Source organism: Streptomyces sp. NPDC054932, assembly GCF_053610205.1.
On the sequence record NZ_JBSGXU010000019.1, the window covers coordinates 1 to 20459 of the forward strand.

At 70.6% G+C, this 20459-nt stretch carries 18 protein-coding genes; 3 read left to right on the top strand and 15 right to left on the bottom strand.

Annotation, left to right across the window (positions count from 1 at the left end; genetic code table 11):
* From ACWGE1_RS07990 to ACWGE1_RS08050, 13 genes are all read right to left on the bottom strand, one after another.
* Positions 1 to 800: NTF2-like N-terminal transpeptidase domain-containing protein (locus tag ACWGE1_RS07990; protein WP_453419697.1), on the bottom strand; the 800-nt coding region annotated here is incomplete at its 3' end.
* A gap of 54 nt (positions 801 to 854) precedes the next feature.
* On the bottom strand, positions 855 to 1112 hold the full coding sequence (locus ACWGE1_RS07995; RefSeq protein WP_453419762.1) for a hypothetical protein: 258 nt from the start codon (positions 1110 to 1112) through the stop codon (positions 855 to 857).
* Between the two features lie 305 nt (positions 1113 to 1417).
* Positions 1418 to 2875, bottom strand: coding sequence for a phytoene desaturase family protein (locus ACWGE1_RS08000; RefSeq protein WP_453419698.1), 1458 nt, complete (start codon positions 2873 to 2875; stop codon positions 1418 to 1420).
* 17 nt (positions 2876 to 2892) lie between these two features.
* Entirely contained in the window at positions 2893 to 4338 is a 1446-nt protein-coding gene (locus ACWGE1_RS08005; RefSeq protein WP_453419699.1) for a serine hydrolase domain-containing protein, read from the bottom strand.
* A gap of 85 nt (positions 4339 to 4423) precedes the next feature.
* Entirely contained in the window at positions 4424 to 5440 is a 1017-nt protein-coding gene (locus tag ACWGE1_RS08010; protein WP_453419700.1) for an HTTM domain-containing protein, read from the bottom strand.
* Positions 5437 to 6186, bottom strand: coding sequence for a DUF5819 family protein (locus ACWGE1_RS08015; RefSeq protein ID WP_453419701.1), 750 nt, complete (start codon positions 6184 to 6186; stop codon positions 5437 to 5439). The genes ACWGE1_RS08010 and ACWGE1_RS08015 overlap by 4 nt, the downstream gene beginning before the upstream one ends.
* A 67-nt stretch (positions 6187 to 6253) precedes the next feature.
* The gene (locus tag ACWGE1_RS08020; RefSeq protein WP_453419702.1) at positions 6254 to 6604 is read right to left on the bottom strand and encodes a hypothetical protein; all 351 of its coding nucleotides are present in this window, start codon (positions 6602 to 6604) and stop codon (positions 6254 to 6256) included.
* Positions 6605 to 7586: 982 nt separating this feature from the next.
* Entirely contained in the window at positions 7587 to 8369 is a 783-nt protein-coding gene (locus ACWGE1_RS08025) for an SDR family NAD(P)-dependent oxidoreductase (protein WP_453419703.1), read from the bottom strand.
* 7 nt (positions 8370 to 8376) lie between these two features.
* Positions 8377 to 9552, bottom strand: a complete 1176-nt coding sequence (locus ACWGE1_RS08030) for an MAB_1171c family putative transporter (RefSeq protein WP_453419704.1) — start codon at positions 9550 to 9552, stop codon at positions 8377 to 8379.
* Positions 9542 to 10042 (bottom strand): hypothetical protein, encoded by a 501-nt coding sequence (locus ACWGE1_RS08035; RefSeq protein ID WP_453419705.1) that lies wholly within the window; start codon positions 10040 to 10042, stop codon positions 9542 to 9544. Before ACWGE1_RS08035 ends, ACWGE1_RS08030 begins: the two co-directional genes overlap by 11 nt.
* A gap of 271 nt (positions 10043 to 10313) precedes the next feature.
* Complete coding sequence (locus ACWGE1_RS08040; RefSeq protein ID WP_453419706.1) at positions 10314 to 12764, bottom strand: Tex family protein; 2451 nt, start codon at positions 12762 to 12764, stop codon at positions 10314 to 10316.
* 94 nt (positions 12765 to 12858) lie between these two features.
* On the bottom strand, positions 12859 to 13722 hold the full coding sequence (locus ACWGE1_RS08045; RefSeq protein ID WP_453419707.1) for an SCO6745 family protein: 864 nt from the start codon (positions 13720 to 13722) through the stop codon (positions 12859 to 12861).
* Between the two features lie 66 nt (positions 13723 to 13788).
* A complete protein-coding gene (locus tag ACWGE1_RS08050) occupies positions 13789 to 15255 on the bottom strand; it encodes an aminotransferase-like domain-containing protein (RefSeq protein WP_453419708.1) in 1467 nt (488 codons plus the stop codon).
* 146 nt (positions 15256 to 15401) lie between these two features.
* On the opposite strand from ACWGE1_RS08050, the gene ACWGE1_RS08055 reads away from it, so the two are divergent.
* Positions 15402 to 16037 (top strand): LysE family translocator, encoded by a 636-nt coding sequence (locus ACWGE1_RS08055; RefSeq protein WP_453419709.1) that lies wholly within the window; start codon positions 15402 to 15404, stop codon positions 16035 to 16037.
* A gap of 133 nt (positions 16038 to 16170) precedes the next feature.
* On the top strand, positions 16171 to 17718 hold the full coding sequence (locus ACWGE1_RS08060; protein ID WP_453419710.1) for a M1 family metallopeptidase: 1548 nt from the start codon (positions 16171 to 16173) through the stop codon (positions 17716 to 17718).
* 57 nt (positions 17719 to 17775) lie between these two features.
* Here the strand turns inward: ACWGE1_RS08060 and ACWGE1_RS08065 are convergent, their stop codons facing one another.
* The gene (locus ACWGE1_RS08065) at positions 17776 to 18672 is read right to left on the bottom strand and encodes an oxygenase MpaB family protein (protein WP_453419711.1); all 897 of its coding nucleotides are present in this window, start codon (positions 18670 to 18672) and stop codon (positions 17776 to 17778) included.
* Positions 18673 to 18802: 130 nt separating this feature from the next.
* Between ACWGE1_RS08065 and sph the strand changes: the two genes are divergently transcribed.
* Positions 18803 to 19792 carry a sphingomyelin phosphodiesterase gene (gene sph / locus ACWGE1_RS08070; protein WP_453419712.1) on the top strand — a complete coding sequence of 330 codons (990 nt, stop codon included), beginning with the start codon at positions 18803 to 18805 and terminating at the stop codon, positions 19790 to 19792.
* A 70-nt stretch (positions 19793 to 19862) separates the two neighbouring features.
* Here the strand turns inward: sph and ACWGE1_RS08075 are convergent, their stop codons facing one another.
* Positions 19863 to 20396, bottom strand: a complete 534-nt coding sequence (locus ACWGE1_RS08075) for a flavoprotein (protein WP_453419713.1) — start codon at positions 20394 to 20396, stop codon at positions 19863 to 19865.
* Positions 20397 to 20459: the final 63 nt, after the last annotated feature.

Here is a 20459-nt window from a genome sequence, read left to right on the forward strand (position 1 = left end):
ACCGAGGCCCGGTCGTACTTCTTCACCGCCTGCTCGGCGGCGGCCTGTACGTCGGCGTCCAGCGTCGTCCGGACCTTCTTCGTCTTTCCCTTGGCGAGGGTGAGCAGCGTCCGGTTCGGCGCGTCGGCGTCGGCCGGCTCGATCCAGGTCTCGACGCCGGGCTCGCCCGCGGCCCCGTCCGCGTACCGGGTACGCAGGGTGTCCAGCACGGGGGCCAGCGACGGGTACTTCTCGGCGGTCAGCTCCCGGCCCTCGCGGTCCACCGCCTGGATCGTCTTCGCCTCACCGGTCCGCAGGGTCGCGCCCTCGATCAGCTTCGGGTGCAGCACCGTCGGCCGCCAGTCCACCAGCGCCCGCCCACTGCTCTTGCCCCGCACCACGGTCAGCTCCGAGGCGTACGCCAGCTCCTTCTCGTGCCCCTTAAAACTGATGGTCGCCTTCACCGTGTACGGCACCGTGGCGCCGCTCGCCGCGCCCGGCGTGACCACGACGTTCTCCACGTGCCCGGTCTCCCGGAAGCCGCGCAGCGCCTCCCCGGCCGCCGCCGGGTCGTCGGTCAGCGTCCCCGCCGCGTCCGCGTCCCCGCGGGCCCACGCCGCCAGGAAGTCCCGCGATGTCCGCTCGACCTCCTTGGCAGTAGCCTCCCCGGACCCTGACGAGTTCAGCGGCGCGGCGTCCGCGCCACCGAGGCCCGCACCATCCGAGTCCCCGCCCAGCATCTCGTAGCCCGCGAACCCCACCCCGCCCGCCACCAGGACGAACACGCCGCCGACGAAGGCGGTCTTCACTCCGCTGCGCATGGTGCAGTCCCTCCCCAAGAGCCCCGTACGGACGACCAGGCGTACGAACGATGTTCACTTGAACATGTTCAAGATATAGATGCGTATGTACTCTACGGGGCCGTATGTCACCCCTGAGCCGCCAGAACCGATCGTTACCCGACCGGAACGCACACCGAATCGTGCCTTACGCGGACTCAAGCTGCGAAGCGACCGTCCGCGCACGTAGTCCCGCATCCGGCGGCGGGGTTCGACGCGGCCGAAGTGGTGCCCGATGGTGGTGAAGAGGTGGTCCAGGTTTCGGTCCCAGGCCTCGGCCTGATCGGTGATCATGACCCGAGGCTTCCCCGACCCGGGGTGTTCACGTCGTCGTGGGCACTCCTTCGAGGGGCTGGCGGGCAGAACCCGTCCGTCACAGCACTCTGCCCGCTACACCCCCACCGCCCGACGTTTCCCCAGGTCAAACCACGAAGTACTGCTGGAGTACTAGGGGGTGTCTCCGTGGTCGGCGTCGGTCCGGACGGCGATGCCGACGAGGTGGGGTGCGGCTGATCCGATCGGTCGGCTGCGGGCCGACCGCCCGGATTCCCCGGCACCGCAGATGCGCCCGGCTTCGGGCTGTCGAGGTCCGCTCGGCCTCAGCAGCGCGGTGCGAGGGAAGGTACCGTCCGGACTCCGTATTCACGGCGCAGCAGCGAAAGCGCGGCGAGATGGCCGGACATGCCGTGGACGCTCGGCCCTGGCGGGGTCGAGGCGGAGCACAGGTACAGACCCGGAACAGGGGTGCGGTAGGGATCGGCCTGGGCGACCGGGCGCAGAACGCTCTGGGTGAGCGTCATGGCGCCGGACGCAATGTCACCGCCCACGTAGTTCGGGTTGTATGCCTCGTATCCGGAGGCGGAGATGCCCTGGTGGGCGACGACGGTGTCGGTGAAGCCCGGGGCGTAGCGCTCGATGCGGGCGCGTACGATCTCGACCGGGTCGCGGGTGTCGCCGTTCGGGACGTGCGCGTAGGCCCATACCGGGCGCTTGCCGGGCAGGCCCCTTGTCGGATCGGCTGTCATGGGGTCGACCACCAGGACGAAGGGCTCATCGGTGGCGACGCCCTTTGATGTCAGGGTCTCCTGACGGAACATCTCACGCTGGGTTCCACCGAGGTGGACCGTCCCGGCCCGGCCGACCTCGGGGTCGGCCCATGGGATCGGGTCGGACACGAGGAAATCGACCTTGGCGGCGGCGGGGCCGTAGCGGAAGCGCGCGAGGCGGCGGGTGTAGCGGGCGGGCAGTCTGCTGCCGGCGATCTGCAGCAGGCCCTTCGGGCTGGTGTCGAGCAGGACCGCGTCGGCGTGCCCGAGTTCTTGGAGATCGGTGATGCGGCACCCGGTGTGGATCCTGCCGCCATGTGCCGTGATGTCGTCCGCCATGGCCTGGGCGATGCGGACGCTGCCGCCCCGTGGAATCGGCCATCCCGTGCCGTGTGCAAGGTGTCCCAGGAGCAGAGCCACCGCACCGGCGGCGAGACTGGGCAGTCTGCCGACGGCATGAGCGGCGACACCTGTGAGCAACGACCGTGCCCGCTCGGTCCGGAACACTCCTCCGGCGAGCGGACCGCCGTGTGCGAGGACTCTGGGCGCCAGCACGAGGGGGGCCCGGAGGTCGTGGGGGATTCGGCGCTGGCCGGAGAGGAGCATGTCGACGACACCCGTGCTGTGACCCAGCAGGGGCTCCATCGTCGCCTTCCAGCGGGCCCCGTCGGGGCCGAGATGCCGGCAGGTGGCATCCAGATCGCGAAACGCGAGGCCCGCACGGGTGCCGTCCAGGGGGTGGGCGTAGCTGATCTCGGGGTGCAGGAGCTCTACGCCGCGGGCGGCGAGGTCGAACTCGCGAAAGAACCGTGACGCCGCAGCCATCGGGTGGACGGCCGCGCAGATGTCGTGGAGTACATCGCTGTCGAAGAGGGGCTTGGAGCGCAGCCCTCCGCCGATGTCATCTGCGGCTTCGTACATCTCGACGCGCAGTCCGGCGCGGGCCAGGGTCACTGCGGCCGCCAGGCCGTTGGGCCCCGTTCCCACAACTGCGGCGTGGGTACGGCTCATGGATACCTCGAATTTCCTCAGAGCTCGGCGGCTACGACGAGCGAAAGCAACAACAGGAGAGCTCCTCCGTACCGGGCCGCCGGGAGAACGACTTCTCTCCCTGCTTGCCGATCGTGGCCCGGTGACGGACGGCGGCGGGCGCCCAGCAGGATGCCGGCGGACAGGAGGGCGCCTCCCAGCGCCCAGACAACGGGTGGAACTGACAGCCAGTCACCGGTACGACGTACGAGAGCGAGCAGGGCGACTCCGAAGACGGTGCTGATGCCGAGGTGGATGCCGTGGCTCCGCCTCGGGAATCTGCGCAGGGCCACGTAGAGAACGGGGCCGGCCGCTCCTGTGCTGCACAGCGCGGTCAGTGCTGTTCGAGTCGTGGCCAGTGCCGGGTCCGCGTCTGCGGTGAGACCCAGGAGGCGTTTCCCGATGGCCTGGACCGGGCGGTTCGTGTTGGAGAGAACGACAACGCCTTTGCGGCTGGACCGGTCGAAACCCATGTAAGAGGTGAATCCGCCGGACACTCCGTCGTGCCAGGTGATGTCCCGGCCCTGCGTCCGGGTGGTGTACCAGCCCAGTCCGATCTGCCCGGCCTTCCCGGCGTCGAACCGCGGCACCGCTGCTTCCGCACCGGGCGCCGTGCCGTTCAGCTGGGCCTGCAGCAGGCGCGCGAGGTCTTCGCTCGTCGACCAGACGTCCCCTGCCGGTGTGTAGCCCGAGGTCAGCCAGTGCTCCATGACAGCACCAGTGGATTTGTACCCTGTTGCACTGTTGGGCGGCACGGTGGTGCCGGAGTGCACCATCCGAGTGCCGCGCATGTCCAGAGGCGTGAGCACGTGCTCCTGCAAGAGCTGTTCATACGGCTTGTCCCGCACCCGGGCGGCCGTCTGGCCGGCGAGCGCCATGCCGAGGTTCGAGTACCGGAATCTTCCGGTGCCCGAGGAAACAGCGTTCTGTCCGGCTGTGAACACGTCCCCTTGGGTCATGCCGCGATAGGGGTCCTTGCCCAGGGTCTTGAGTTCTGCGCCCCGAAGGAAGGTGTCGAGATTCGCGGGCATCAGGTCGAGCCCGGCCCGGTGGCTTGCCAGGTCTCGGAGGGAGGCCGCTCCCAACGCCCTGTCACGGAAGCTCATATCGGGCAGCAGGTCCTGCAGGGGTACATCGAGGTTCAGACTTTGCCGGGAGGCCAGCTCGGCGAGAAGCATCCCCGTCATCGGCTTGCCGAGTGAGCCGGCTTCGAAGACGGTCGACTCGTCGACGCCGGGCCGCTCGGGGTTGCCCGATTCGCCCAGACCGGAGAAGCGAACCCGATCCCCGTCGATGAGGGCTACGGCGATCCCACGGTATCCGCGTACGTCGCCGGCCGCCGCGCGCACCTCGGCGGCGAGCGCGGCATCACCCGTCGTTGCGCCGCTGAGCGCCGGTGGGCGGGGCATGAGGAATATCCCGGAGCCCAGCGCCACCATGATCATGGCGGACGGCAGGAGAAGGCTGCGGAACCGGTATCGGGACCGCTGCGCCCACCTCCCACGAGCCGACCCCGGCAGCGTGCTCGTCTCAGCCGACATTGGCCGCAGGTTCAAGGCTTACGGGCCTGCCGAACAGCTGCCGCGCCCTTTCGGCGAGGTGGCGGTAGTGGTCATCTCCCATGATCAGCAGTTCCAGCGCGATCATAGTGAGGGAGAACGTCAGCAGACCGCTCATGAATACAGCGATCCCAAGGTGCAGGAACACGCCGAAGGTGACAGCGAGGGGTCGCAAGGAGCGCTTCAGCAGAAGGAACGAGAAGGCAATCTGGAAGAATACGGTCGCGTACGTCATGGCCACCACCAGGGTGGCATGCTCGTAAACGATGTGATTGACACCAGGCCAACCGAACTCCCCCACGCGGAGGATGTAATAGAGAGCGGTCCCGTTCTGCCAGCGTTCACCCTGGACCTTGTACATTCCGGAAACAAGGTAGATCGTACAGACCTGAAGGACGACTGCGAGCAGCCCTGCGTGATGGAGCAGTGATCCGATCCGGTATCGCATCGTTTCCCGGTCAGGCGTCACCTGCTTCCTGCGGCGCAGCGAGGCATCGATCGAGAAACGGGCACCGGAATCGACGAACACGAGGAAGAGGAGGACGATGACGGTCGCATTGTCGCCACCGTCCAGAAGCATCGGGTTCCTCTGCTGAAGCGACCACAGGAAGACATAGTGCAGCACTGTCATTGCCCGGGTCTTCCATCCCAGCATGAACAGCAGGGCAATCACTGCACCGAGATGGAAGGACATCTCGAACCATGCCTCGGACTTGCTGAGCGCATATACGGAGAGGACATCACTCTCCGGCGCGGTGAAGTTCTGCCAGGGCCACACTCCTTCCGGACCCCAGAGAAAGCTTCGCCGGAAGTAGTCCCGCAGATAGAACCAGAACCCGATGCCTCCCAGCGCGATTCTGGTGAGAGCCGCTCCGGTGAGCGCGCGCCGGCTGCCGCTGTAGCTCTCGAGGCGGGAGTACACCACCGCCTTGATGTCGGCGAGTGCGGTACTTGACCGGGCGTCGACGCGGAATTCCTTATTCGTCACTGTTCAACCTTAACCGGCCTCGCCCAAGGCAGGTCGTAGTAGGAAACCTTTCCCTTTGCGTCGCGTGAGTAGCGCTGCGAAAATCTGGGAAATTCGTTGGTAGCGATCCGCACCTGCACATATTCGAGATCGCGGCCCCACAGCTTGCCGGCCTCGGCGCTCGCGAATGACTGGGCGAACAGGATTGCCTGGTCACGGGCATCCTCTTCGTCCTGAGTGAGAGGGGGATCTTCCTTCCTGTTCTTTTCCTTCTCCTCATTGCCCGGCTCGCGGGCACCCTGATTCTTGATTCTCATCTTTTCGAGTTCAGGGTTGGGCCAGGATTCGAGCAGCTGCGGCAGACCCGCGCCCACGCGGAACTCCCTGGAGGGCCAGAAGCGCTCACCGTAGAGTTTCAGCAGATCCGGGGACGTCGCATCGACCCATTCCGTGGTGACGATCGACCCGTCCGGCTGACGCTTCTGGGCCCGCACGAGCACGCCCTTGTCCGTGTCCACGGGGTCCGGCGCAAACAGGTGCCAGTCCTGACCGAAGTGCGGCAGCATGTAGGCGTTGACTTCTTCGCCGTACTTCTCTTTGAGCGGATTGAACGGCATTTGATGCAGGGCTGTCATGCCGAAATGAAAGGCCAGTGCGAGGGGGATGGCAGCAGCGGCCGCCAGCAGCGCAGCTCTCCTGGGTCTGCTCCATTGCGCGATCGGCGCACTTTCGAGAGTTGACTCTTCCACCGTTTCGGTCGCCTCCAAGCGAGCCTGTGCGGCGGGCCCGCAGAGGGGCCCGCCGCACAGCGATGATCAAGCGGTTTTCGTGGGATTAGTCGAAAGCGCGAGACATGGCGGCCGCGCCGGTGTCGGCCTGAGTCGGAACACCGCCCCGTCGGAACATCTTCTCCTGAGCCCTCGGAGCGTGCCCGAACACCTTCTTCGCACCGTCATAGGCCAGGTTGCCCACAACGCCCGAAACAATTGCACGGCCGGCGGCGGCCCAGCTGCGGGCCTCGATGCGGCCATCGCCGACAACGTTGTCGGGCTGACTGCCGGCTTCCTGGAAGGCGACCGCGGTGGTTTCACCCGGGGCGGGTGCCGCGGACGCGTTGGTCGTTGCGACGGCCGTGGCGGCAATAGCCACCGCGAGACCCGTGACCACAATCTTGACTCGGTTCATTTCATTCCTCTATTCAGAGATGCACTTATGGCGGAAATGGACCGGAAATTTCCGGCCCGTAACCACAAGTTGATCATCACTTTACTTGGAAAAATCATCTTGGCAAGTTCTTGAAGTCGGCGACCAGTTGTTTGCGAATTCAAGAAGACAGGGGTGTGCCATAAGCCTTGATCTTCATTGGTCTGCGGGCAGCACAGAACTCCCCGGCCGAGCCGGGGTTGATTTCGCACGCTCAACGAAAATGATTGCCCTCGACACGCCGCGGCATCCGGTCGAGATATCCGGTTCCAGGCATGCACCAGAGCATGGAAAGCCCTCGCGACAGCGGAAGCAGAACTACGTCAATGCGGCGGCACAACGCCTGGTCGCCCGCCCCAGAAGGCCGAGCATGACACCTTCGCGCACAGCCGACCGTACGGAGTCGAGACCTGCTCAACCCGCGACGTGGACGGACCGGAAGCGGCACCCGCCATGGGCGAATACAGAAGGCCGGATCAGGAAGGGCCGGACACCGGTAAAACACCGGCCGGCTCCACAGGGGACGGCATCGAAAAAAGGGCGGTCATTCCCGTGGTGAAAAAATGTGCTGCACCCAGAGCGGTCAACTCTGAGCCTGAACCTGACACGAAACGCCCCCGCTAATGCTACAACCAGCAAAGATCAATGCTTCTCGGCCTGTGAGCCACCAAGGTTGATTTTTGCGGTGAACTTGCAAATCGGCACCCTCACCGGGGAGCCGACCAAGATCATACCCACAAGTAATGTCCACTCCAAACCAATCGGAATAGTAGAATCCGTAACGGAATTTAGGTTCGGAATCAACAATTCCGGTCGCCTCGGTCTTCTTTCCCTCTGACGTTCCGAGCGGGGGACGAAGCGTCGGTTCACTGGCGGGGGAGCTCGGACACGTCATGGGCCGGGCGCCGGGCTGGCTGCCGGGCCGGCCGGGTGACCCACCCGGGTCCGGCGGACCGCGCTGTGGCTATTCGGTCGGCGGGCGGCGCTTGCGGGCCATGCGGGCGGCCACGAACGTGCGCGGCAGGTGGCGGGCGGCCAGGGCGTAGGCGCGGTAGCGGCGGCCGGTGATGCTGACCGGGCGGCGCAGGGCGAGGTCCTTCAGCGCCTGCGCGACCACGGCCTCCGGCTCCAGCCAGACCGCGTCGCGCAGCGCGCTGACGTCCATCCCGGCGCGCTGCTGGAACTCGGTGCGGGTGAATCCGGGGACCACGGCCAGCACGCGGACCCCGTACGGGGCCATGTCCACCCGGAGGGACTCGCTGAACGCGGTGACCCACGCCTTGGCGGCCCCGTAGGTCCCGGTCGGCAGGAGGCCCGCCACCGAGGAGACGTTGAGGACCGCGCCCCGGCGGCGTGCGCGCAGGCCCGGCAGCACCGCGTGGGTGAGCCGGAGCGGGACCTTGACCAGCAGGTCGAGCATCCGCTCCTCGTCCTCGACCGGGCTGTACGGGAAGGGCGCGGGCAGCCCGAAGCCCGCGTTGTTGACCAGGATGTCCACGGGCCGGGCCGGATCGGCGAGCCGCTCGGCGACGGCTGCGCGGTCCGCCGCGTCCAGCAGGTCGGCGGGCAGTACCTCGGACGCGGCGCCGTACTCCCGGGCCAGCTCGGCGGCGACCTCGTCGAGGCGGTCCTTGTCGCGGGCGACGAGGACCAGGTCGCAGCCCTTGGCCGCGAAGCCCCGGGCGAAGGCCGCGCCCAGTCCGGCGCTGGCCCCGGTGATCAGTACGGTGGTCGCTGCGGTCGTCACGGCGGGTTCACTTCCTTGGGGTGGCGGGCGCGGAGTACGCCTGGGCGACGTCGACGAGGAACCGGGCCTCGTCCGCCAGGTCCCCGCCCTCCTGCGAGGTGTGGATCGCGGCGGGCAGTTCGAGCGCGGCCGCCTCGCCCGGCTGTCCGGGCGCTCCGTCGAGCTTCGCCTGCCGCGCCTCCTTCAGTACGCGGGCCAGTGCGGCGGCGGTGGCCCGCTGTTCGGGGACCCCGTGTCCGGCGACCTGGCCGCGGGCGTGTTCCAGGGCGCCCGGGGCGGCGTACTCCCCCAGGATCAGGATCGCGTCGCGCGTCTCGATGACCTTGCGGTAGACGAGCAGGTTGCGCGGGACCGGCGGCCACAGCAGCTCCACCAGCCGGCCGGCCCGCGGCTTGTTGAGGGCGACGTGCGGGACCGCCTCGACGAGGTCGCGCCACAGCGGCCACAGCCGCCAGGCGGTGGCGACGTCGGCGCAGGTGCGGCGGAGGGTGAACAGGGTGGGCACGAGGATCGCGGCGGCGCGCAGCAGGCCGTGCAGGTTCATCAGCAGCGGCAGGGCCGGCATCGCCCAGGTGCTGCCGAAGAGGGCCTTGAGGAGGTACGCCGTCCAGAACAGTCCGGCGAGGGCGGTGCCCAGGCCGAACAGCCGCAGCCCGGCGGCCAGGCCCCGGCTCTCGGTGCGGCGGCTGTAGCGCCAGCACAGGGCCACGCAGACGGTGTTGGCGGCCACGTGCGCGGAGATCAGCACCAGCCAGTACGCGAGGGAGGGCACCGGGTCGCCGACCGGGGGCATGGTGTGCGTGCCGTGGCCGGGCGCGGCCGCGTCCAGGGCCAGGAGGGCGGTGAGCCAGGCCGCGGTGGCGGTGCCGGCTGCGAGTTGGAGCCGGCGGCCGCGGGTGGTGGCGGCCACGAAGTAGAGGACGGCGCCCGCCGACAGCACCCCGATGAGGTTGCGGACGAGGCCGATGGTGTGGGCGTAGCCGGGGCCGCGCTCCATCGCGTACGAGACGACGTCGGGGAGGTTGAGCGTCATCGCGGCGGCGGCGGTGGCGACGGCCAGCCACAGGCCGCGCTGCTGGGGGGAGCGCAGGGCTCCGGGGGCCCGGAGCAGGACGGCGGTCCACAGGCACACCACGCTGGGGACGGCGAGCCAGTTGCCGAAGGCGGTGAGGTCAGCTGCCATCGTTGCCCCGCTCGTACCCCATGGCGGACTCCAGCCGGGCCAGGGTGCCGCGGTCGCTGCACGCGGACCGCGGGCCGGCGTTCGCCGTGCGGATGCGGATCATGCTGGCGAGCATCTCCGCCTCCTGCTCCTGGCGGGTGGTGTAGTTGGTGCGCCCGAGCACGACGGGGGCGTTGCCGTCGTGCTCCTCGCCCTCCAGGGAGTGGTGGCCGAAGAGGATGTGGCCGAGCTCGTGGAGGACGATGTGCTCCCGGTGCAGCGGGGTGGTCTGTGCCTCGTAGAAGACGTAGTCGACGCTGGCCGTGCCCACCCACAAGCCGCAGACTCCGGACTCGGCCGCTTCCTTGGGGAGCGGGTGGAGCCGGATGGGGCGGCCGCGCCGCTCGGCTATCCGCCCGCACAGGGCGTCGAGGGAGAAGGGGTGGGTCAGATCCAGATGGCCGAGAATCTGCTCGCACCTTTTGCGAATGCTGAGTTGCCGGTGGGGCATGTGATCCCTCTTCGGACCCTTTCCGGGGCAACGGCGGTAGGCGTGTGTGGGCATGGGCATGACGTCCTGTGCCTTCGAGGCGGCCTCGGGGAATGCGGTCCTGAGGGGAAAACGCGGAAGCCCGTCCGCCGGGTGACGAACGGGCGTTCCACCATGCCTACAGATCTTGTACGGGAGTTGGCAAGGCAAGTCCCCAGGTGGGGAACCGATTCGGCCATCCCGTACGAAGATGCGCACGCGCCGGGTGGCTGCAACACACCCTTGACGGCTCCTACCTCTTGCGGCGCTCCTCGGGGGCGGTGAGACCCGCGCGGCGCAGGGCGTCGGCCATCGCGCTGTTTGCGGGGGCGGGGGCGCTGCCGCCGCCCTGCCGCCGGCCCTGACCGCCCTGGCCGCCCTGACCCCTCTCGCCCCGGCCCTGACCCTGGCCGCCCTCCCGGCCGCCGGCCCCGCCGCGCTGCTGCGGAGGACGGCCACCGCCACCACCGCCGCCCCGCCGGTCCTCGCGCTGCCTGGGGGCGCCCGCGCCGCGCTCGGCCCCGGCCTCGTCCTCCAGCCGCAGGGTCAGCGAGATCCGCTTGCGCGGGATGTCCACGTCCATGACCTTCACGCGGACGATGTCGCCCGGCTTGACCACGTCCCGCGGGTCCTTGACGAAGTTCTTCGACAGCGCCGAGACGTGCGCCAGCCCGTCCTGGTGGACGCCGATGTCGATGAAGGCGCCGAAGGCGGCCACGTTGGTGACCACTCCCTCCAGGATCATCCCGGGGGTCAGGTCGCCGATCTTCTCCACGCCCTCCTTGAAGGTGGCCGTCTTGAAGGCGGGTCGCGGGTCGCGGCCCGGCTTCTCCAGCTCGCGCAGGATGTCCGTGACGGTGGGCAGGCCGAATGCCTCCGTGACGAACTGCTCGGGCCGCAGGGAGCGCAGGACGCCGGTGTTGCCGATCAGGGCCGCCACCTCGCCGCCCGCGGTCTTCCCCATCGCGCGGACGACCGGGTACGCCTCGGGGTGGACGGCGGAGGAGTCCAGCGGGTCCTCCCCGCCGCGGATCCGCAGGAAGCCCGCGCACTGCTCGTACGCCTTCGGGCCGAGCCGGGCCACGTCCTTGAGCCCCTTGCGGCTGCGGAAGGGGCCGTTGGCGTCGCGGTGGGCCACGATGTTCTCGGCGAGGCCGCCGCTGATGCCCGACACCCGTGAAAGCAGCGGCGCGGAGGCGGTGTTGACGTCCACGCCGACACCGTTCACACAGTCCTCGACCACCGCGTCGAGCGAGCGCGAGAGCTTCACCTCGGAGAGGTCGTGCTGGTACTGGCCGACGCCGATCGACTTCGGGTCGATCTTGACCAGCTCGGCGAGCGGGTCCTGCAGGCGGCGGGCGATGGAGACCGCGCCGCGCAGCGACACGTCCATGCCCGGCAGTTCCTGCGAGGCGAAGGCGGAGGCCGAGTAGACCGAGGCGCCCGCCTCCGAGACCATCACCTTGGTGAGGTTCAGCTCGGGGTGGCGCGTGATGAGGTCCCCGGCCAGCTTGTCGGTCTCGCGGGAGGCCGTGCCGTTGCCGATGGCGACCAGCTCGACGGCGTGCTCCTTCGCGAGGCGGGCGAGCTTGGCGAGGGACTCGTCCCACTTGTTGGCGGGCACGTGCGGGTAGATCACGTCCGTGGCCACGACCTTGCCGGTCGCGTCCACGACGGCGACCTTCACGCCGGTACGGAAGCCCGGGTCCAGGCCGAGGGTCGCCCGGGTGCCGGCGGGAGCCGCGAGCAGCAGGTCGCGCAGGTTCGACGCGAAGACCCGTACGGCCTCGTCCTCGGCGGCCTGCCGCAGCCGCGTCCGCAGGTCGATGCCGAGGTGCACCTGGATCTTCGTGCGCCAGGCCCACCGGACCGTGTCGGCCAGCCACTTGTCGCCCGGGCGGCCGCGATCGTTCACCCCGAAGCGGCGGGCGATCATGCCCTCGTACGTGGACGGCCCGGGGACCGCAGCGTCTTCGGGGGCCTCCGGCTCCAGGGCGAGGTCGAGGACGTCCTCCTTCTCGCCGCGCAGCATGGCGAGGATCCGGTGCGAGGGCAGCGCGGTGAACGGCTCGGCGAAGTCGAAGTAGTCGGCGAACTTGGCGCCCGCCTCCTCCTTGCCCTCACGGACCTTCGCCGCGAGCCGGCCGCGGCCCCACATGCGCTCGCGCAGCTCACCGATCAGGTCGGCGTCCTCGCCGAACCGCTCGGTGAGGATGGACCGGGCGCCCTCCAGGGCCGCGGCCGGGTCGGCGACGCCCTTGTCGGCGTCGACGAACGCGGCCGCCGCGGCGGCCGGTTCCACCGACGGATCGGCCAGCAGGCCCTCGGCGAGCGGCTCCAGGCCGGCCTCGCGCGCGATCTGCGCCTTGGTGCGCCGCTTGGGCTTGAAGGGCAGGTAGATGTCCTCCAGCCGGGCCTTGGTGTCGGCCGCGGCGATCGACGCCGCCAGCTCGTCGGTGAGCTTGCCCTGCTCCCGTACGGAGTCCAGGACCGCCGCGCGGCGGTCCTCCAGCTCGCGCAGATACCGCAGCCGCTCCTCGAGGGTGCGCAGCTGGGCGTCGTCGAGCATCTCGGTCGCTTCCTTGCGGTAGCGCGCGATGAACGGCACGGTGGAGCCGCCGTCGAGCAGCTCGACGGCGGACTTGACCTGCCGCTCCCGTACGCCGAGCTCCTCGGCGATCCTGCCTTCGATGGACGTCGTCACGATCGGGTCCCGCCTGCCTTCGTTTGCACTGGAAGGCTGCCAATTGTGGCAGGTGGCGGTGGCGGACGGCGGGAACCCTGCCCGTTGCCCCCGGTCAGGCCCGGCCGAAGAGGTCGCGCGGGAACGCCCCGGCGCCGATCGCCCTGGTGACGAAGCCGCTGCCGAGTTCCGCGAGGCGGGCCAGTCCCTGCTCGCCCAGGTGCTCGTACGGGGCCGCGTCGAGGCGGTCGGTCTCGGCCTCCAGGCGCTCGCGCACGGCCCTGCCGTCGTCGGTGAGCCCGCCGGCGCCGTCCAGGACGCCGCGCTCGCGCAGCCGGTCGGTCGCGGCGTCCAGGTCGGACTGCTTCCAGCCGCGGATCGCCTTGATCCACTTCGCGGTCATGCCGCGGCCGGTGGCGGTGTGGCTGATCAGGGCCTCCACCGGGTCCAGCTCCGCGAACAGCAGGGCGGCGAGGTGGCCGTCGCCGCGGTGCTCGCGCAGCAGGGTGGTGGCGTGCCACAGGCGCAGGTGCGGCGCTTGCGGTACGGGCAGGTCGGCGTGGGCGGCATAGAGCGTGCGGGCGTGCCGGGTGCAGCCCTCGGTGGCGCGCATGGCCAGGTCGGCGGCCTCGGCGATCTCGGCCGATGCGATGACCTCGGGGCCCAGGAGGCGGCGCAGCGTGCTGTCGGCGGCCCGCAGCCGGGCGGCGAGGGCCTGCTCGGGCGTGGCGGTCTCCCACACGGCCGGCAGGTGCCGGGCGATCAGGTCGTGGCGGTAGTTGTAGAACGTGGCGGTCACCGTGCCGGGGCCGACGGCGCCCATGGCGGCGGCGCGGCTCGCGAGGTTGACGGCGACCGGGTCCTTGATCCCGAGGGTGGCGAACTCCTCGCCGAGATCCGGCGAGAAGTAGATCGTCGCGTGCAGCGGGTTGATCGCCGCGTGCCAGCAGCGACGGGCGGCGAGCCGGGGAAGGGTCATGCCCGGCAGGCTACCGACTGCTTGGTATGCCGGGTAGGGCCGCGTTCAGTGGTGCGGGTCTCACCGTCAGGGCCAGGCCGTCGGGACACGGCCGAAGGCCGACCAGGCCCCGGAGAGCCGGGCGACCAGCTCCGTCAGCCTCGGCTCGGGCAGGGTGAAGGGGAGCCGGACGTACGCGTCGTGCGCGCCCGACGGGTCGGTCGCCGAGCCCGGGATCAGCTCGACCCCGTGCCGGAGCGCGACCTGGGCGAAGACCGCGGCCCGTGTTCCGGAGGGCAGCCGGATCCACAACGCCGCCCCGCCCGCCGGGCGTTGCCAGGTCCAGCCGGGCAGCTCGCGGGACAGCGCGGCCTCCAGACCCGCGAGCCGGGCCCGCAGCACCTGCGCCCGCCCGGCCCGCAGGGTGTCCACCCGCGGCAGCAGCCGCACCGCCAGGGCCTGGTCCAGCAGCGGGCTGCCCAGATCGGCCCGGGTCTTGAGCCGGGCCAGCCGCTCCACCACCGGGCCCGGGCCGCGCAGCCAGCCGATCCGCAGCCCGCCCCACACCGACTTGGCCAGGGAGCCGATGCTCAGCACCTCGGCGCCCGCCGGGGCGTAGGCGGCCACCGGGCCCGGTTCCGGCCCGGCCCACAGCCGGGTGTCGTAGGCCAGGTCCTCCACCAGCGGGACGCCCGCCCGCGCGGCGAGTTCCGCGATCCGCTCCCGGCGGCCGGCGGACATCAGGATCCCGGTCGGATTGTGGAAGGTCGGCGTGACATGGGCCAGCGCCGCCGCGGGCAGGGCGGCGCGGAAGCCGCGCACCTGCACCCCGTCCCCGTCCAGCGGGACCCTGCGCGGCCGCGCCCCGGCGGCCAGCAGGGCGTCCAGACAGCCCGGCCAGCTCGGTGTCTCCACGACCACCGCCGAGCCGCGCCGCACGTACAACTGGGCCACCAGCGCCAGGGCCTGCGTGGCCCCGGTGGTGATGAGGATCTGCCCGGGCCGCGTCGGCAGCCCCCCGGCGGCGTAGCGGGCGGCGACGGCCGCCCGCAGCTCCGGGAGTCCGCCGGGGTGGTAGCCGGTCTCCGCCAGCAGCGGATCCAGGCCGTCGGCCAGCAGCGCGGCGAGGGCCTCCCGTACCTCGGGGGCCGCTCCCTCCGCCGCGACCGACAGGGAGATCACCTCGTCCGGGCCGTCGACCAGCCGCTGCACGAGGGCCGAGGAGGTTCCGCCCCGGACCCGGCCGTCCGCGGGCCTCAGCGCGCCGCCCGGCAGCCGTGCGACCCGGGTCCCGCTGCCCTGCCGGCTCTCCACCGTGCCCGAGCCGCGCAGTTCGTCGTAGGCGGCGACCACCGTGGCCCGGCTGACGCCCAGCGCCGCGGCGAGGGTCCGCTCGGCGGGCAGCCGGTCGCCGGGGGCGAGGTCGCCCGTACGGACGGCGCTGCGCAGGGCGCCGGCGAGGCGCCGATACAGCGGTCCGGGACCGGTCGTCCAGCTGCCGACCACCTCGTCCAGCTCGGCCGGTGACCACGTGCGCGGCGCGGAACGGTCCACTTCCCCCTCCATTGGCCCGGGGCCCTTCCACCGGCCCCGACCAGGCTAAGGGCTGCCGTCGCGGGACCGTCCGGTCCGCGGTCCGCGATCCGGATCCGCGGTCCCCGATCCGTGACGGCGCTCCTTCGACGACGGGACTCCCGCGCATGCCCCTCAGCACCCTCCTCGCCTTCGTCGCCGCCGCGTCGGCGCTCATCCTGGTCCCCGGCCCGAACATGGTCCTGATCGTCACGCGCGCCGCCGACCGGGGCCGGCGGGCGGGGCTGGCCACCGCCGCGGGGGTGGAGAGCGCCACCGTGGTGCACATAGCCGTCGCCGTGTCCGGGGGTGCGGAGCTGGTGGCGCGTTCCCCGGCCGCGTACCTGGTCCTCACCCACGCGGGCGCGGCCTATTTGGTGTTCCTCGGCGTACGGGCCCTGCGCGCCGGGCCGTTCCTCCCCGGCGCCGGGGAGGCGGCGCCCGGGCGGTGGGGCCGCGCCTACCTCGACGGCGCGCTGGCCAACCTGCTCAACCCCAAGGTGACCCTCTTCTTCCTGGCCTTCCTCCCGCAGTTCGTCCGGCCCGATTCGGCCGATCCGCACGCCCGGATGTGGCTGCTGGGCATGGTGTTCCTCGCCCTCGGAGCCCTCCTCGACATCGGCTACGCCTGCGCCGGCGGGGCCCTCAGCCGGTGGCTGCGCCGCAGGCCACGGGCTCTGGCCCGGCAGCACTGGGTCGTCGGCGGGGTCTATCTGACGCTCGGTGCCCTCGGCGCCGCCGCCGCGCTGCCCATCGGCCCGTGACGGCCGAATGGCGATCGTGTGACAGCAGGGGCCATGGACATGACCTGAGCGGTCAAGGGTGAATACGGTCGAACGACAAGGCCTTGGACCACTCTGTGAACCGATCTGTCTCCCCTACCACTTGGAGCCATTCGTGCACCGCAAAGTCATCGCCCCGAGCGTGCTCGCCGCTTCCCTCCTGCTGGTGATCCCGGCATCGGCGGCGGGTTCCGGTTCGGGCGCCCCGGGTATCGGCGATCCCTACTACCCGGCCAGCGGCAACGGCGGATACGACGTGTCGCACTACGACCTGCGCCTGCAGTACCAGCCGAAGACGGACCTGCTCGAAGGCACGGCCACCCTGCTGGCCACCGCGAAGCAGGACCTGTCCCGCTTCAACCTGGACTTCGGACTCCAGGTCAGCGAGATCCGGGTCAACGGGGTCAAGGCGAAGTTCGCCACGTCCGGCTCCCACGAACTGGAGGTCACCCCGGCGAAGCCGCTGGCGCGCAACACCCCGCTGTCCGTCGTCGTCAAGTACGCGGGGAAGCCCTCCGAGCTGAAGGTCGACGGCTGGACGGCCTGGCAGCGCACGCCCGACGGCGGGGTGGCGGCCCAGGAGCCGGACTCCGCGGTCTGGTGGTTCCCCAGCAACGACCACCCGCTGGACAAGGCCACCTTCGACGTCTCGGTCAACGTGCCCGACGGCACCCAGGCGATCAGCAACGGCGTGCTCCAGTCCCAGACCTCGCGGCTCGGCTGGACCCGCTACAACTGGCGCTCCAACAAGCCGCAGGCCACCTACCTGGCCACCCTCGCCGTCGGCAAGTTCGACATCACCACCGACAAGACGGCGAGCGGGCTGCCGATCCTCAACGCCTACAGCAAGGACCTCGGCGACAACGCGGGCGCGGCCCGCGCGAGCGTGGAGCGGACCGGCGAGGTCGCCGAGTGGCTGGAGGGGGTCTTCGGGCCGTACCCCTTCAACGCGCTGGGCGGCTACGTGCCCAACGTGAGCGCCGGCTTCGCCCTGGAGACCCAGACGCGGCCGTTCTACGGGCCGCGCCAGTTCCAGAACGGCGCCAACGTCTCGGTGGTCGTGCACGAGCTGGCGCACCAGTGGTACGGCGACAGCGTGTCCGTCGAGGGCTGGAAGGACATCTGGATCAACGAGGGCTTCGCCCGCTACAGCCAGTGGCTGTGGTCGGAGAAGGAGGGCGAGGGCACGGCGCAGGAGCTCGCCGACTGGGCGTACGCCCTGCGCCCGGCCGAGGACGCGTTCTGGCAGGTCAAGCCGGGTGACCCGGGTCCGGAGAACCAGTTCCACGGGGCCGTCTACGACCGTGGTGGCATCGCCCTGCAGGCGCTGCGCAACGAGATCGGCGACGAGAAGTTCTTCGAGATCCTCAAGGGATGGCCGACCGAGCGGGCCTACGGCAACGCCAAGGTCGGGGACTTCGTCCGGTACGCCGAGAAGGTCTCGAAGAAGCCCCTCGCGCAGCTCTTCGAGACCTGGCTCTACACCCCGGGCAAGCCGGAGGCCTCGGCCCTCAATCCGTCGGCGGCCAAGCCCACGGCCCGCTCGTCGCAGCAGTCCGCCCCGGCGAAGCCCGCCGCTGAGCCGAAGTCCTGGAAGAAGATCGCGGCGACCAACACGATCCACGACACCGAGCACGGCTCCGGGCCCGGCCACCGGCACTGAGTCCGCACCGCACGCGGCCCCCGCATCCGGCGGGGGCCGCGTGCGCACCGGGGGCCGTCAGCGGCGGCCCGCATGCCACGCGGCCCGCGCCCGGTGGGCGATCGGCAGGTACCGCAGCCGCTCGGGCAGCAGCGGTACGAGGAGCCGTACGGCCGTGCTGAACCGCCGGAGCGTGCGCTCCTGGGCCGGACTCCACTCCAGCCCGATCGCGGCGCGGGCCTCGGGCGGCATGTAGCCGACGGTGACGAAGGCCCGCAAGCGCAGGAACGCCGCGCGCAGCACCGGCCAGGTGAGCCGCAGCAGCAGGCGCGCGGCGGGCGAGCCGGCCTCCGGCCGGGGCAGCTTCACCTCGGTGGAGATCAGCTCGCGGGCGACCGCGGTGGGCTCGATCTCCTCGGCCAGCATCCGGCCCCAGTACGTCCAGTACTCCTCGATGCTCTGCGGCATGTCCCGGTCGCGCAGGCCCAGGATCCGGCCCACCTGGAGCCACTCCCGGTAGAGCTGCTGCTCCTGGGCGGGGGTGAAGCGGCGCAGCAGGTAGCGCCCGGCGTACAGGTAGACCGGGAAGCCGGTGGCGTGCACCCAGGCGTAGCAGGCGGGGTCGAGGGAGTGGTAGCGGCGGCCGCGGGTGTCGGTGCCCTGGATGTCCTTGTGCAGGCGGCGTACCCGGCGGCCCTCCTCGGCGGCCTCCTCGCCGCCGTACACCCAAAGCTGGACCGAGCGCAGGGAGCGCTCGCCGCGGCCCCAGGGGTCGGTGCGGAAGACGGAGTACTCGTCGACACCGGCCGCGATCGCGGGGTGCGCGACCTGCATGGTGAAGGCGGCGGGCAGCATCAGCAGGGCCCGGACGTCGCCGGCGATCGTCCACAGCACTCCGCCGGGCGGGGGCGGCTCGGGGTCGGTGCGGCGCTCGGCCGCAGGTCCGGCGGGGTGTGCGGAGTCCGTCTTCGTCATATGCCAAGTATGCGAGCACCGGACGGCCGTCTCACGGACAGAAAGTCTCTGCACAGGTGTTACCCAGAGGTAACTGCTGCTGCTTGTATGACGGCGTCGATCTTCCCCCGCAGGAATGACGGAGACCTTCATGCTGCTTTCCACGCCCCGCTCGCGCCGCGCCGCCGCCACGGCCGTCGCCGCGGTCGCCGCAGGCGCGCTGGCCGCCACCACCGCGCCCGCCGCCACGGCCGCGGAGACCGCCGCCGCTCCGCGGCTCAGCGTCCTGTCGTACAACGTGTTCCTGATGAGCAAGAACCTGTACCCGAACTGGGGCCAGGACCACCGGGCCGCCGAGATCCCCAAGACCTCCTTCTACAAGGGCCACGACGTGGTCGTGCTCCAGGAGGCCTTCGACAACGGCTCCTCGGACGCGCTGAAGGCGAACTCCGCCGCGCAGTACCCGTACCAGACCCCGGTCGTGGGCCGCAGCAAGAGCGGCTGGGACGCCACGGGCGGCGCGTACTCCGCCACCACCCCGGAGGACGGCGGCGTCACGATCCTCAGCAAGTGGCCGATCGTCCGCAAGGAGCAGGTCGTCTACAAGGACGCCTGCGGCGCCGACTGGTGGTCCAACAAGGGCTTCGCCTACGTGGTCCTGAACGTGAACGGCACCAAGGTGCACGTGGTCGGCACGCACGCGCAGTCCACCGACCCCGGCTGCGCCGCGGGCGAGGCCGCGGAGATGCGGGCCCGTCAGTTCCGGGCCGTCGACGCCTTCCTGGACGGGAAGAACATCCCGGCGAACGAGCAGGTCATCGTGGCGGGCGACCTCAACGTCGACTCGCGCACCCCCGAGTACGCGAGCTTGCTCGCCAACGCCGACCTCGCCGACTCGGACACGCGTACGGGTCACCCGTACTCCTTCGACACCGCGCTGAACTCGATAGCGAACTACCGCTACCCGACCGACCCCCGCGAGGACCTGGACTACGTCCTCTACCGCAAGGGCAACGCCCGCCCGGCGGGCTGGGAGAACAACGTGGTCAAGGAGCAGTCGGCGCCCTGGACGGTCTCCAGCTGGGGCACCTCCTACACCTACACCAACCTCAGCGACCACTACCCGCTGATCGGCCGCTGAGCCCTCCCGCCGCGCCCCCTTCCGGCCCTCCGTGGCCGGGACGGGGCGCTTTTGCGCGTCCCGGGGCCGCCTACCGGCCGAGCTCGTCGACCGCGTCCAGCGCCACGCCCCACGGGTACGGCCGCTTCTCGCCGGGGGCGTTCGGCTCGAACCCGCCCGGCCCGTACAGCACTGCCACACCCATCTCGCGCAGCTCCTGCAGCGATCGGGCCAGGGCCCGGTGTCGGGCGTAGGCCGAGTTCACGCACGGCATCACAGCCATGGGGATCTCCTTGCCGATGCCCTCGGCGACAACGCCGACGACGAATCGGTCCGTGAGGCCGAGCGCCCACGCGTTCACGGTGTTGAAGGTGGCTGGGGCGACGAGGATCGCGTCCGCCTTCGGCCACACGTCGGGGTCTCCGGGTCTTTTGTAGCGGCTCCGGACCGGGTGCCCGGTGAGCGCTGCCAGCCCCGGCAGGCTGTCCGTCAGCCAGTCGGCGGCCGTCGGTGTCAGGCCGAGGCACACGTCCCAGCCGCGGCGCTGAGCTTCCTCCACCACCCCGGCGATCTCGAAGACGGGTGGGGCGGCCGAGCAGAGCAGGTACAGGGTCCTCGTCGTCATGGCGCCCGAGCCTATGCAATCGCCCCCGATCCGTGTGGAGTCGGAGGCGAAGGCGGACCTGGC